Source organism: Actinotignum saccati (genome assembly GCF_051265055.1).
GTDB lineage: Bacteria > Actinomycetota > Actinomycetes > Actinomycetales > Actinomycetaceae > Actinotignum.
This window is the reverse complement of sequence record NZ_JBOZCC010000003.1, coordinates 237,426-251,457: the sequence shown is the minus strand read 5'-3', so window position 1 is coordinate 251,457 and position 14,032 is coordinate 237,426. Positions and strand designations below refer to the sequence as shown.

The 14,032-nt window shown below is 62.6% G+C and carries 10 protein-coding genes and 1 tRNA gene; 5 read left to right on the top strand and 6 right to left on the bottom strand.

Going from position 1 to position 14,032, the window contains the following annotated elements; all coding sequences use genetic code 11:
- Window positions 1-990 (bottom strand): phosphotriesterase family protein, encoded by a 990-nt coding sequence (locus ACRQEC_RS03890; protein ID WP_026429010.1) that lies wholly within the window; start codon window positions 988-990, stop codon window positions 1-3.
- A gap of 115 nt (window positions 991-1,105) precedes the next feature.
- Between ACRQEC_RS03890 and ACRQEC_RS03885 the strand changes: the two genes are divergently transcribed.
- On the top strand, window positions 1,106-2,143 hold the full coding sequence (locus ACRQEC_RS03885; RefSeq protein WP_244899299.1) for a sugar-binding transcriptional regulator: 1,038 nt from the start codon (window positions 1,106-1,108) through the stop codon (window positions 2,141-2,143).
- On the opposite strand, the gene ACRQEC_RS03880 is transcribed toward ACRQEC_RS03885, so the two are convergent.
- Window positions 2,140-2,919 (bottom strand): hypothetical protein, encoded by a 780-nt coding sequence (locus ACRQEC_RS03880; protein WP_143231815.1) that lies wholly within the window; start codon window positions 2,917-2,919, stop codon window positions 2,140-2,142. The genes ACRQEC_RS03885 and ACRQEC_RS03880 overlap by 4 nt on opposite strands.
- A 198-nt stretch (window positions 2,920-3,117) precedes the next feature.
- Here ACRQEC_RS03880 and ACRQEC_RS03875 point away from each other — a divergent pair, with 198 nt between their 5' ends.
- The 3 genes from ACRQEC_RS03875 to ACRQEC_RS03865 all read left to right on the top strand — a co-directional run bounded on the left by ACRQEC_RS03875 (window position 3,118) and on the right by ACRQEC_RS03865 (window position 8,987).
- Complete coding sequence (locus ACRQEC_RS03875; protein WP_101595631.1) at window positions 3,118-5,982, top strand: HAD-IC family P-type ATPase; 2,865 nt, start codon at window positions 3,118-3,120, stop codon at window positions 5,980-5,982.
- Window positions 5,983-6,286: 304 nt separating this feature from the next.
- Window positions 6,287-7,471, top strand: coding sequence for a hypothetical protein (locus tag ACRQEC_RS03870; protein ID WP_435734852.1), 1,185 nt, complete (start codon window positions 6,287-6,289; stop codon window positions 7,469-7,471).
- 331 nt (window positions 7,472-7,802) lie between these two features.
- A complete protein-coding gene (locus ACRQEC_RS03865) occupies window positions 7,803-8,987 on the top strand; it encodes a cation diffusion facilitator family transporter (RefSeq protein ID WP_180948684.1) in 1,185 nt (394 codons plus the stop codon).
- Window positions 8,988-9,208: 221 nt separating this feature from the next.
- Here the strand turns inward: ACRQEC_RS03865 and ACRQEC_RS03860 are convergent, their stop codons facing one another.
- The 3 genes from ACRQEC_RS03860 to tadA all read right to left on the bottom strand — a co-directional run bounded on the left by ACRQEC_RS03860 (window position 9,209) and on the right by tadA (window position 12,325).
- Window positions 9,209-11,026 carry an InlB B-repeat-containing protein gene (locus ACRQEC_RS03860; RefSeq protein WP_087070063.1) on the bottom strand — a complete coding sequence of 606 codons (1,818 nt, stop codon included), beginning with the start codon at window positions 11,024-11,026 and terminating at the stop codon, window positions 9,209-9,211.
- Between the two features lie 510 nt (window positions 11,027-11,536).
- A tRNA-Ser gene (locus ACRQEC_RS03855) sits at window positions 11,537-11,625 on the bottom strand.
- Between the two features lie 175 nt (window positions 11,626-11,800).
- Window positions 11,801-12,325, bottom strand: coding sequence for a tRNA adenosine(34) deaminase TadA (gene tadA, locus ACRQEC_RS03850; RefSeq protein ID WP_244899301.1), 525 nt, complete (start codon window positions 12,323-12,325; stop codon window positions 11,801-11,803).
- 102 nt (window positions 12,326-12,427) lie between these two features.
- Between tadA and upp the strand changes: the two genes are divergently transcribed.
- Window positions 12,428-13,066, top strand: coding sequence for a uracil phosphoribosyltransferase (gene upp, locus ACRQEC_RS03845; RefSeq protein WP_026429144.1), 639 nt, complete (start codon window positions 12,428-12,430; stop codon window positions 13,064-13,066).
- Window positions 13,067-13,166: 100 nt separating this feature from the next.
- On the opposite strand, the gene ACRQEC_RS03840 is transcribed toward upp, so the two are convergent.
- Window positions 13,167-14,027 (bottom strand): sulfite exporter TauE/SafE family protein, encoded by an 861-nt coding sequence (locus ACRQEC_RS03840; protein WP_284883312.1) that lies wholly within the window; start codon window positions 14,025-14,027, stop codon window positions 13,167-13,169.
- Between the last annotated feature and the right edge of the window lie 5 nt (window positions 14,028-14,032).

The window sequence follows — 14,032 nt, the reverse complement described above, 5'->3', positions numbered from 1 at the left end:
TTAGCTGTCCTTACGCATGGTGAAGAAGCGCTGCGCGTTGTACATCAGCAGGTCTTCCACGTAAGCGCGATCAAAACCTTCGTCGAGCATGCGAGGTCCATCCACGGCAGGATTGAAGTCAACCCCTGTCACGGAACCGTAGGCTTTCTGATAGGAGGCCTTACCCGAGTCGGTTCCCAGGATAATCCGCTTGCCGTATCCCAGTTTTCCAAGTTCGCGCAGCTCCATGATCCGGTTGGAATCCGGTTGGTACTTGATTCGGTGAGTGCCGTCAATCTCCAGCCAGGCTCCGGTATCGAGGATTTGCTTCAAATACCACACATCGGCATTGCGCTGGATGTGGCCGATGGCAATCTGGTCCGCCGGCACACCGAGCTTAATGAGCTCCCGAGCCTGTTCAATCCCGCAGGTGCCGTACGTGGTGTGCGTGTTAATCGGTGCACCTGTCTCAATGGAAGCAATAGCGCATGCCCGCATGCACTTGTATTCAAAATCGGTAATCATGCCGTAGGAAGTCGCGACTTTGATACACCCGGCCTTCATCTTGGTGCGTTCCACGATAGGCCCGGAGTAGTCGAAACGGTCGATACCTTCTGTAATGTCTTTAATCAACAGGTCGGCAATCTGGTTGACCGTGTAGCGGCTGACCCAGTGCGAACGGGTCTCGAGGTAGACCTTTTCGCGGTGGAAACCGGTGCAGGCAATCACCTGCAGATTCGGCACCCGGTTATTAACTTCCAGCAACTTCTCCAGGTCACGCCCCGAGTTAGCCGGACACATGTCCACAACCGTGCCGCCGTGAGGACTCCACTTCAGCGAAGCCTCGGCAAAGTATGTTCCTTCTTCGACGGCCTTGTCCACATCCGCCAGCAAATGATCGGGGTCAATGTACACTTCCCCGGCTCCCGTACGAATCAAGTGGTCATGCGCATTTACAACCCCGAGGGTCTCCGGCGCCACATCACCTTTGATTGTGCGTGCGTAACTCATTGCATTCTCCTTTGATTGCAACTGACTACCTCTATCTGAGGCCTGGCATTCAGCGTAGATAGAGTTTGTCAAGCAGAAAAGGAGTATTTTGAACATATGTTCCGTGAATTGATGAATGAGCACCAGATTCACGCCGAATAACGGCGATAATCATCACTCCGAAAGTGGTGCTATCAGCTATGCTGAACATATGTCCAAGGAAGCACATACTATTTATGACCGCGAGCACCTCGAATTACTCCTGGAAGTTTCCAAAAGGTACTACCTTGATAATGCCAAGCAAAGCGACATAGCTGCTGAAATTGGCTACTCTCGAGTGACGGTTTCCCGGTTATTGGCACAGGCTCGCGCGGCCGGGATTGTGAAAATAGAAATTTCCCATCCCTCGGCACGTCTCCTTGGTTTGGAGCAACAGCTACTCGATACCTACCAGCTCAAGGAAGTACGAGTGGTCGCCACCAGCGAAGCGGACACTAAATCTGCCATTGGCTCCGCCGCGGCAGATGTGTTGCTGGCACATTGCAACCCTCGTTCTACCGTGGCAATTTCTAATGGTCGCGCGGTGGCCGCTACGGTAGCGAAACTGCCCCGACGCACCTGGACCTCGTCTTGTGTCGTTCCTATTCTGGGAATGACCGGTTCGGGACTCCCCTTCATAGATAGCCCGGATTTATGCCGAGCCGCCTCGAAGAAACTCGGGGGCAACCACTGGGTTCTTCCCGTACCGCTGGTGTTTGAAACCGAGTTAGCTGCGCAGGCGATGAGCCAGGAACCATCGGTGCATCGCACCTTGGATTTAGCCGCTCGTGCCGATGTGGCATTGGTGGGAGTCGGGGCGGTGTCCATAGCTGGTTCTAGCCCCTTGCTGCGCAAATGGATCACCCATCCGATTCAACGTGAGCTGGCTCGGAAACACGCGGTGGCGCACCTCAACGGGCACTACCTTAACGCCCAGGGAAAGCATGTTGATGTGTCCTTGTGCCGCCGTACCGTGTGCCTCCACCCCTCTAAACTGCGCGATATCCCTTTTGTGGTGGGGGTGGCTTACGGCACGGAAAAGGTTGCCGCTATAGAAGCAGTGCTGGTGGGTGGCTATCTTGACGCCTTGATTACCGACGATTACACCGCTGCGGCTCTCGTTGAAGAGGTCTAACTCGCCGGTGGCTTATCGATCACCGAGCCGTTCACGGAGCGGAAGTCCCAGACGGTGCGGCAGGCCATATTTTCCTCCCGAGCCTGTCCGTCCGGCCCGCGCACTCCCTGAGTGAAATCGGGGCTTTCCACCATGTAATCCACGTATTCGATCACCCCGGTGCGCCGGTTATATCCCACGCTGCCCGCGAGAATGACCCAGTCGCCATCCTGCGCGCAGGTATCCATGAGCTGGGTACCCAGTGAAGGAAGTTTCGTGCCTTGACGCAGTTCCCCCGATACAACCCCGCGCTCATTTTCGGCGCCGTAATCGGCGCTGCGAATCAGGAACCGCATATCGTCCTTCGAAAGCGGCGCCAGGCTCGCCTTATTGGGAGGCTGCCCGTTGATGGTATATTCGAGCACCTTATCCCCGTCATAGCGCTGCACCAGCTCATTGACGCTGAGTCGCGAAGCCCAATCATCCAGGCCAGAGCTGTTATTGGTGCGCAGCACCCCGACCTCGAACTCCGTCATGCCATCGACCGCACGCAGAGCTTCCGCCATGATCGCCTCCCCCGATGCGGGTTCCGCACCGGGCGAGCCAGCCGCAGCAGGCGAGGGCGCTGCATTGCTTGATGACCCCGCCGCGCCCGCCGTTGGGGTAGCGCTTGCCGAACCGGCCGACGGTGCCGGGGTGCTTGCGGCCTGCTGCGGCGTCGTCGTGCTACTACAGGAAGCGAGGGCCGCAACCGCGCAGATTCCCGCGACGCTGCGGAAAATATTCTTTCGTGCCATACCTCATGCTACCGCCGCACGGCGCGTAAGTGTGACGGGCACCGCAACCCGGCGCGCCCGCACCGTTCGAGCACCGCCCACACCGTTGCGCACCGCCCGCGCCGTTGCGTCACCGCCCGCGCCGTCCCAGCCCCATTGCGCCCCGCACCCAAGAAACATTCACCCGCCGTCCAGCTTCCTTGCCTAGAATCGTTTTTTATGAACGACGCCGCACCCGCGCAGCGGGACTTTGACTCGACCGCGCCCGGCCCGGCGCCCACCGCCCCGGCCCCCGCCGCAAGCAAACCCGCGCAACGGGAACCCGAGTCCCTCGCCCTGACCGATCCCGCCACCGACCCCACCACCGGCAACGAGCACGTGCCCGCGAGCGACCCGGCCCTTGGGCTCAGCGCCGCGCAGGCCGCCCAGCTCGCCGCGGAGGGCAAGGCGAATACCCTCCCGGACCGCTCGGGGCGCTCGGCCGCGCAGATTGTGCGCGATAACGTTTTCACCCGCATTAACTTCATGCTCGGCGTGCTATTTATTGCCGTGATTCTCACCGGTTCGTGGATCAATAGCGCTTTCGGCCTGCTCATTATTGCGAACTCGATTATCGGCATTATTCAGGAGCTGCGCGCCAAGCACACCCTCGATTCCCTGGCGGTTATCGGCGAAGCACATCCGCGAGTGCGCCGCGAGGGCGAGGTGCACGAAATCGCGCGCGAAGAGGTGGTGCTCGGCGATATTATCGTGGTCGCCGCCGGCGAGCAGGTCGTGGTGGACGGCCTCGTCACCGAAGCCGATTACCTCGAGGTGGACGAATCGCTCCTCACCGGCGAATCCGATTCCATCCACAAGGAACCCGGCGCCGCGATGATGTCCGGCTCCTTCGTCTCCTCCGGCTCGGGCAGCTACCGCGCCACCCGCGTGGGCGCCGACGCCTACGCCGCCAAACTCACCTCCGCCGCCTCGAAATTCTCGCTCGTCGATTCCCAGCTGCAAAACGGGATCGACCGCATCCTCAAAGCCATCACCTGGGTGCTGGTGCCCGTGGGGCTGCTGACCATCTGGGGCCAGATCCGCGTGGTGGGCCTGGATTGGGCCGCCATCGGCGCGCACTGGCGCGACATCGTGCTCTCGGTCACCGGCGCGCTGGTGCCGATGATCCCCGAAGGCCTGGTGCTCATCACCTCGACCGCTTTCGCGCTGGGTGTGATCCGGCTCGGACGCCTGAACGTGCTGGTCAATGAGCTGCCGGCCATCGAAGGCCTCGCGCGCGTGGATACCGTCGCCGTGGACAAAACCGGCACTCTTACCGAAAATACCCTGCGTTTCGCGGGGCTCGAGTTGGTGCCCGGCGCGGCTGTGAGCAGCGGTTCTGATTCCGGTTCTGATTCCGGCGGCGCGAGTTCTTGCGCCGGTTCCAGTTCCGGCACCGCGCGGGAACAGCACGACGACGCCGCCACTTCCGCCGCGCGCGCTCAGGCCACCGCCCGGGAAGCCCTGGCCCAGCTGGGCGCGGCCGACCCGGCCCCGAACTCCTCCATGGAAGCCATCCAGGAAGCCCTCGGCGCGCCGGCCCAGCCGTGGGAGGTAGCCGAGCGCCAGCCGTTCACCTCGGCAAAGAAGTGGTCCGGGGTGAGTTTCGCCAATGGCCAGCACTGGATTATGGGCGCCCCGGATGTGCTCCTCGATCTGGCGAGTGCGGACGGCCCGGCGGGCGCCGCCGCCCCAACTAGCGCCGTCGTTCCAACTAGCGACCCCGCCGCAGGCAGCGCCGCCACGTCTAGCAACCCGGCCCTCGCCGCCGCCCGCGAGCGCGCCGCCGCCATCGCCGCCACCGGCCAGCGCGTGCTGCTCCTGGCCCGCAGCGATACGCCGGTCACGGCCGCGAACGCGCCCGGCAACCTCGAGCCGCTCGCTTTTATTCTGCTAGACCAGAAAATCCGCCCGGACGCCTCCGATACTCTGCGCTATTTCGATTCGCAGGGCGTGGCGGTCAAAGTCATATCCGGCGATAATGCCGCGGCGGTCGGTGCGGTGACCACGCAGCTCGGCGTCGATGTGGGCACTCCCGTGGACGCGCGCACCATCCCGGAGGCGAGCTTCGCGGAAACGATCAACGAGAATGCCGTATTCGGGCGGGTGACCCCGGATCAGAAGCGCGCCATGGTCGCGGCGCTGCGCGGGGCGGGACACACTGTCGCGATGACGGGCGATGGCGTCAATGACGTACTCGCCCTCAAGGACGCCGACCTGGGCATCGGCATGGGTTCGGGCACCTCCGCCACTCGCTCGGTCGCGAAAATCGTGCTCCTCGACGATAAATTCGCCTCCCTCCCACATGTGGTGGGCGAAGGCCGGCGCGTGGTCGGAAATATCGAACGCGTGGCGCGGCTTTTCCTCACCAAAACGGTGTATTCGGCGGTGCTCGCCATCGCGGTGCTACTCTTCGCACTGCCCTATCCCTTCGTACCAATTCACGTGACGATCACCGGCTGGTTCACCATCGGCATCCCGGCCTTCCTCCTCTCCCTGCCGCCGAATAACGACGCCGCCCGCCCCGGTTTCGTGCAGCGCGTCATGCGTTTCGGTTTCCCGGCGGGCCTGATCGTGGGGGTTGCGACTTTTATTACCTACGTCATGTTGTACGACGGCGCAGCTAGCTCGGCATATGCGACTCAGGTGTCCACCGCGACGCTCCTGACGATGATTATTGCCTCCTCGTGGGTGCTCGTGGTGGTGGCCCGGCCCTATGTCTGGTGGAAGATTCTTCTTATTTTGCTGCCGCTGGTGGGTTACGGGGTGATTTTCCTGTGGCCCCTCACGCAGCGCGTGTTCATGCTGGATTCCTCTAACTCCGGGGCGATGGCCCTGGGCACGCTGGTGGGTGCGGTTGGCGCGGCGCTAATCGAGGCGCTGTGGTGGTTCTTGGGGCTACGCTTCGGGGAGCCGGCTCGGCTCTGGCAAAGCGCGGAGCAGCGGGCCGCGCAGCGCACCCAGGCTGAGCTGCGTAAGAAGGCGACGGCGGAGCGGCGCGCGGGGGATGGCGCGAGGGTGAGTGTGGCGGCTGCGGTGAAGTAGCACGGGCTGAGCTGCGCGTGAGGCTGGACGCGCGTGACACTGAATGCGAGCGCGAAGTAGCGGATGTTTCTCTGCTGGCCGAAGGCCCCTGAGCTTGGCAAACGCGAAACTTGCTTGCCGCTCCCGGCCGCTCTCTGATTGAATGAATGTGGCTTGGCTCGTGTAACCGGGCGCTCCGGCATATCCGGAGGCGCGCGGAAAGCGGCTAGCCACCTGTCACATCGGGGGCGTTTTCGCCGGTTACCGTACGCGGTCAGCGCGTGGAGTTGCCGGGCGCCGCTCCCGCGCATCGTTAGGATTTATCGTGAGCGAAGAAGACGCAACCCGTTCGCCGCAGGGCGGCGAACCCACCCGAGCTTTCCCTCCGCACGGCTCCGAGAACACCACTCCCGGCACGGGCAGCGCGCCCGAAGCCGCCGGCGCAGCTGATGCTGCCAGCGCGCCCACCCAAGCTTTTTCCACGCCCAGCTCACCTTCGGGCGATTACCCCACTCAGGCCTACGGTGCACCTACCGCCGCTTATCCCGGTCAGGGCCAGTATGGCGCCGCCGGGCAGGGCGGGCAGTACGGAGCCGGACAACCCGGGCAAGCCGGGCACTACGGCGGCCCCGCATATCCGGGAGCTCAGGCCGGCGCCGGCACCGGCACCGGCACCCAGTATCCCGGCCAGGCTGGCCAAGGCAATCACTACGGCAGCCAGGCTGGTTACCCGCAGCGGGGTAATTATCCGGGTCAGGCCCCGCAATACGGTTCCGGCCAGGGCGGGCAGTACGGCGGCCCGGGCTATCCCGGCGGGCAATATGGCGGCGCCGGCTACCCGGGCGGCTCGGGCAATCAGTACCCCGGCGCAGGTGGCCCGAACGGACCTGGCGGCCCGAATGGTCCGCGCGGGAGTTATCCGGTCGGCTACGGTCAGCAGCCCAAGCAGAGCAAAACCGGCCTGTTTGTTGGTATCGGCGTGGGAATCATCGCGTTGATCGCTCTAGTTGTTGGCCTTATTTTCTTCCTCAACCGGGATAAGGCCAGCGATGATGCGCAGCCCGATCCCAGCTCGGTTCCTTCGGTTAGCGCACCCGCCACCCCGGACGCCACGGCCGCTCCGGAAACCAGCAAGGCACCCATCCTTGATTCGCCTACCACGCCCGCCCCCGCACCCTCCGGTGACTCGGGCGGCTCAACAGGTAAGGACGGCAAAGAAGGGCTGACCTACACCTACCCGCCGGAAAAAATCGCAGCGCTCTTCGATACCTTCCTCAAGGACCCGAGCTTCACCGCAGCATTTGGTAAACCTGCGCGTGACGACGTCGGCACCTGCATCGGCAATGCCGCACAGGGCAAGCTATCCGACCAGTTCATCGATGTCATCGAACGCGCCAGCAAGGGCGACATCATGGCCGGCAACGAAATTGAGGACCCCAAGTTCATGACTGACCTGCTCAACTTCATCCTCGTCATGGACTCCTGCGGAATAGATATCACAATGCAGTAGGGGCGTCGCCCTCATCAGCACCCCCGTGGGCCTATTGCGCATTCATTCACCCGGGCGCCGATTCCTTTCACGGAATTAGCGCCCGGGTGCTTTGCATTCTGGCCCGGGCCGCTACCTCGCCGCCGCGGCTCGCTGGCCCAACCGGCTGGCTCCGCCCGCCGCCTCGCCGGACTTGCTCACCGTCCCGGACTTTCTCACCTCCCCGGCCCACATCACTGCATATTATGCGCGTGGCCACATAGGCGTCGTCGTACATGCCCTGCATCACAGGCCGTACCCTGCCGAAAACACGGGCGGGCAGGTACACTCAGAGCCCCAAGGAGGTTATGTTATGCATAATAATAATTATTATCATTGTGAGCACGGCGACCACGCCGGCGGGCAATGCACCTGCGCTCAGCGCAGTTCTGGCGCCTCCGCCGCATCGGCGTCGGAGGAGAGCACGCCATCCGAGGAGGATGGCGAATCATTTAGCGTGGCCGGCCAAAACGGCGAAAATGGCGAAGTTAGCGAGGATGGCGACAACGCGCACCTATGCCACCTGGCTCGTACGCCCACCGCGGTAGCTCCCGCTGCCGGTCATGATCATGCCAGCGGCCATGAGCACGGGCCCGGGCATGTGCACGGCGCCGGGGCGCAACGCGGGCGCATCGCCTGGGCGCTCGGTATTACTTTCTCGATTCTGATCGCCGAGGTGATCGGGGCGTTCTGGCTCGGCTCGCTGGCCCTCCTTGTGGATGCCGGCCATATGCTCACCGATAGCGCCGGCCTGGTCATGGCGCTGGTGGCCGCTCACCTCACCACCAAACCCGCAACCAACCGCCGCACCTGGGGTTATGCTCGGGCGGAGATTATTTCCGCGTGCTTGCAGGCGACGCTGCTCCTCGGCGTGGGTATTTTCGTGATCATCGAAGCGATCAAACGCCTGACCGACCCGCCGGAGATGCCGGCTGCGCCGCTGCTGATTTTCGGCATTATCGGCCTGCTGGGCAATATCGCTTCCATGCTGATCCTCTTCACCGGGCGCGGCGCCAGCCTCAATATGAAGGCCGCCTTCCTGGAAGTTTGCAATGACGCGCTCGGTTCGGTTGCGGTGATCGTGGCGGCGGCGTCGATCTACTTCACCGGCTGGGGCGGCGCGGACGCGATTGCCGCGATCCTCATCGGAATTCTTATTATTCCGCGTGCGCTGCGGATTCTGTCCACTGCGCTCAACGTGTTGATGGAGGCGACGCCGCAGGGCCTGGACCTGGACGAAGTGCGCCAGCATATGGAGAATCTGCCGCACGTGATTCGGGTGCATGATATGCATGCGACGACGGTCGCCACCGGGCTGCCGGTGCTCAGCGCCCACGTGGTGGTTGAGGATGAGTGCTTCTTCGACGGGCACGCCCCGCGGATCCTCGATCAGCTCCAGCAGTGCGTCGCCGAGCATTTCCCGGTCAAGGTGGAGCATTCCACTTTCCAGCTGGAGCCGGCCGAGCATAGCAAATGTGAGTACGTGCCGCATGGGTAGAGAGTGGCGCTAAGCGCGGGCGGTGAGTAAGCACTGGGCCGCGAGCATCTATACCGCGAGCGTGACCGAAAGCAACCGCAGACCGCTGATAAGAACCGCAGACACGTGTGGGGGCACCCCAATCGGAGGTGCCCCCACACGTGTTTTTGCTAGTGCCTTAGCGGGATAGCGAGCCGGCAGAATAACCGGCAGAATAGAGCACCGGCAATTAGCAAGCAGCCCTAAGAATTCTTGCGGCGAGTAGCCACGAGGGCTCCGCCTGCCAGAACAAGCATGCCACCCAGAGCGAAGGGCGCCGCCGCATCACTACCGGTATGGGCGAGGGAACGGCTGCCCGCCTTGGCTACCGTGCCCTGCTTGCCGGGGGTAGCGGTCGCACCGGTTGTGCCGGGCTGGCTGGGTTCACCAGGAGTTCCGGGAGTTTCAGGCGTGCTGGGCGTCGTACCCGATGCCTGCCCAGGCTGACCGGGGTCACCAGGCTGGCCCGGGTTGCCCGGCTGACCCGGAGTTCCAGGCTCACCCGGCTCCGGAGTTTCCGTTCCAGGCTCAGGCGCAGGTTCCGGTGCCGGCTCGGGCTTCGGCTTGACGGTCAGCTTCGCTGTCCGAGTTACCGTGGCACCCTTCTCATCGGTCACCGTGAAGCTCAAATCATAGGTTCCCGGGGTATTCGGGTCATAGGCATTATCCGGGCTGGGCACCGCGGTGCCGCTGGAGGACACCACCATATCCGCGGGATCGAAAGGATCACCCACGGTGATGGTCATATCCTTGAGGCTCAGCTCCGGAGCAGCTTCGATGATGACCCAAGGTTGCTTGACAACTAGCTGCGCCGTCGCCGTACGTTTCACACCCTGCTCGTTCGTCACCGTAAAGGTGAGAGTGTAGGTACCGGGAGTCTTCGGATCGTATACGTTATCCGGGCTGGGCACGGCCGTGCCGCTGGAAGAAACCACCATATCCACCGGATCGAAAGGCTCACCGGCCTTGATTTCCACGTTCTTGAGCGTGAGCTCCGGGGCGGGAATGAGCGGGGTCCAACGCTTCTTGACGATCAGCTTCGCGGTGCGAGTAACCATACCGCCCTTGCTGTCCTTCGCCGTGAAAGTGATGGGGTATTCGCCAGCAACAGCATTGTCATAATCGCCCGCGGGCGTGACAGAGCCACCGTTGGCCGGATCGGTCAGATCCTTGCCGGCAAAATCCGTGGCGGAGACGACCATATCCGAAGGAGTGAATGCCTCACCCTCCCAAATCTCGATGTTCTTCACCTCGAGGGCCGGCTCCTTGGCCCATGCCGCGGTCAGATTGACCACGTTTTGCCGGCGGTATCCCAGCAGCCGGTTCGGGTCAATTTCGTCGAAACGGTAAGGTTTATCCACTGTGTACACGTTGTACTTGTAGGGCGGCTCGACGGCCGGAATATTGAGAGTGCTCTTCCCAATCCACCCGAGGAAGGTGTAACCCTCGCGCACCGGGTCCGTGGGCTTCTGCACGGTGCCGTGCGGGGTGATGAACATGCTGTAGAACGAGCCATCCTGGGCCTGATGCAGCGGATCGGTCGGAATCTTATCGGTCCAGGTACCGCCGTTGAGGTCATAGGTGGCGTAATTGAACTGTTCGTAGGAGATCTGCTGGAAGTAAATATTTTCGGTCGGTTTCACGTCCTTCACGTGGTACGTGAGGACGGCGTCCTTCCCGATCCCGGTCACGCTCTGCTCGAGGTTATCGGGGTAAAGCAGATCCGAGCCCGTGCTGGTAATCTTCCAGCCCGGCTGCATAACGATCTGACCGTTGAGCACCCAGCCCGCCGGAATTCGCTTGTAGTTGTAACGCTTGGCCGGGTCGCTCGGATAGGTAATACTTTCCGAAGGGTTATCTGGATTGTGAGCGGTGAACTCAAATTTTTGTATCTTCTCACCGATCACGTAGTTAAAATCAACAGACTGAGGCGCCGCCTCCGCCCGCAGGGGTTGCCCAACGACGACCATCGCAATAGCAGCGATCACCGCCAGCACCCTCGAAAGGTTTCGCGTGAGCATGTGGTGTGTCCTTACCTTAGATGAGTGATGAGTAAACTCAACTCAAGTAAATCACAATTGGAGAGTTAATTCTTAAGGTATTCAGCGTTTGCGCAGGTCACGACTGTGTGATTGATCATTTTCACAAAAGTTTTATGTTGATTTTACGCCGCGCAGTTTTACGTAACATAAATAATATTTTGCAGATTTTTGGAGCGCTTGCGTTTATGGCGCAGTTTCGTGCGGTACGACGGCGCAGCTGCGGCGACGGCGCAGCTTCGGCCAGCAATGTCACTTCGGCCGACGGCGCAGCTACCGGCCGGGGAAGCTGGGCACCGGGGAATGCCTCAGGATGCAAATTGGGGACCATCGGAGTCGCGTAGTGCAAATCCAGAGCAGAAATCCGGCCAAAATAGTGCGTAGATTTGCACCCTGTTGTGGGCTCGCTGTTGAAGCTTCACCTACGCGCCTATCGCGCGGTGGGCAGAGACGCGAAAACCCGCATCGCAGGGAAACCTGCAATGCGGGCCATGGCGGTGGCGGCGGGATTTGAACCCGCGGTAGCTATTAACTACACATCATTTCGAGTGATGCACCTTCGGCCGCTCGGACACGCCACCGCAGAATAGATTACACGGCGCACCCCGAATTTACCTAATCAATGCGGAGCACATCACGTTAAAGCTTCGAGGAGCAACGGCCGGCTTCACCACCAACGCGCCGTCACCCGCGGGCCGCGCCAGTTGGCGCCACCGCTCGCCGCCCGCCGCCCACGGGCCGCGCCACCCCGCATCCTCATCCGCGGAAGAATTTCCGCAGCTGAGCGGAGGTTTCTTCTTCCAGAACTCCCCCGATCACCTCGATGCGGTGATTGAGGCGCGGGTCGCGCACCACATCGCGCAGCGAGCCAGCCGCCCCCGCTTTCTCATCCCAGGCACCGAAGATGAGCCGCCGAATCCGGGCACCGACCATCGCCCCGGCGCACATCGTGCACGGTTCCAAGGTGACGTAGATGTCGGCGTCGTCCAAACGCCACCGCCCGAGCGCCGCACCGGCCGCGCGCAGGGCCATAATTTCCGCGTGCCCGGCCGGGTCATGTTCGCATTCGCGGGTATTCCAACCGCGCGCCACCACGGCGCCGTCCACCACCACGAGCGCGCCGACGGGCACATCCCCACCCGCCGCGGCCCGTGCCGCCAGCTCCATCGCTTCGCGCATAAATAGCTTTTCCGCCGCCCGCATATCGCCGCACCTATCCTCAGGCGTGTCCTCGGGCGCATCCGCACTCCCCCGCGAATCGGCTCGCATATCTCCCCGCATGGCTCCATTGTGTCACGAGCCCCACGGCGAGCCGCCTGTGTCACGAGCCTCAAGCCGAGCCGCCCGCGCGCGTCGCCCGCCGGGTACCGCTATCCTTAAAGCATGCACATCCTCGAAATTGACCACCCTCTGGTCGCGCATAAACTCTCTGTCCTCCGTGATGAAACCACCCCGTCGGCAATTTTCCGGCAGCTAACCGAGGAGCTTGTGACTCTCCTCGCTTATGAAGCCACCCGGAATGTGGCGGTGCACGAAGTAACGGTCACCACCCCGGTGGCTACCACAACCGGCGTGAAGCTGGCCCGCCCGGCGCCCATCGTCGTTCCGATTTTGCGGGCCGGCCTGGGCATGCTGGAAGGAATGACGAAGCTCCTTCCCACCGCCGAAGTTGGCTTCCTCGGCCTGCGCCGCGATGAGGAAACTCTCGAGGCCGTCACCTACGCTAACCGCCTCCCGGATGATCTGACCGGGAGGCAGTGTTTTGTTCTTGACCCGATGCTGGCCACCGGCCACACCATCCACGAATCCATCAACTACCTGCTCGAACGCGGCGCGCGGGATGTCACCTGCGTGTGCCTGCTGGCCACCCCGCAGGGCCTGGAGGAAGTGAAATCGCACCTGCCCGAGGATGCGGACGTCAAGATCGTCGTCGCTTCCATCGATGAGGGCCTCAACGAGAAGGCCTACATCGTGCCGGGTCTGGGCGATGCCGGGGACCGCCTGTACGGCGTCGTCGACTAAAACACCAGAACCACGCGGGTGAGCACCGTTTACACGGTGAACAGTGCTCACCCGTTCCGGTTTTAAGAACGACGACGCCGCCTCCTGGCCCACGCCCCACTTAGAGGAGGTCGCTGGCCAGGGTGCCGGCCGCTACCGCGAGAAGCAGCACGCCAAAGAGGATGGTGGCGATGCGATCAGGAATGCGCCGGCCAGCGGCTTCCCCGCCGATGCTTCCCAACGCCGAGCCGGCAGTGAAAAGCGCGACGACCAGCCAGTCCACATCGAGGCCGGCCGCGAATTGCGGGATGCGGCCGAGCCCGGCCACCGCCATATTGATGCTCATGACGAGCAGCGAGGTGGCGCTCGCGTAGCGGGCGGGCATGCGCAGCAGCAAGATGAGGGCGGGGACCACCACGAAGCCGCCGCCCACTCCGAAGAAGCCGGAGAGCGCTCCCGCGCCGAAAGCTCCCAGGACGGTGACGAGGTAGGTGAGCCAGCGTGGGGCGGGGGCGGGCGGGTTTTCCGATGCGGTCGGATTCCCCGGTGCGGCTAGCTTTTCCGAAGTGTCCGAATTTTCCAGCGCGGTGCCCGAGTGCGATTCGCCGTCCGCACCCGATTCGCCGTCCGAGCGCGCGGCGCGCCAGAACATGCTCAGCGCCACCGCCACGAGCAGAGCGCTCAGCGACCACACCAGGACTTGCCCGGATACCGCGCCGGCGAGGAAAGCTCCTGCCAGGGTTCCTGGAATGCCCACCAGGGCGAATATCAGGCCGGTTGCCCAGCGCACGCGCCGGGCCAGGGCCGCGGAGATCATGCCGACTAACGACGTAATCCCCACGATAATGATGGATTCGGCGGAAGCTTGGTGCGCGCCATGCCCGAAAATGGTGAGGAGAATAGGGATGGTGAGGATGCCGCCGCCGGCCCCGAGCAGACCAACAACGAAACCGACAGCAATTCCAACTCCGCAGGCAAGCACAGCGT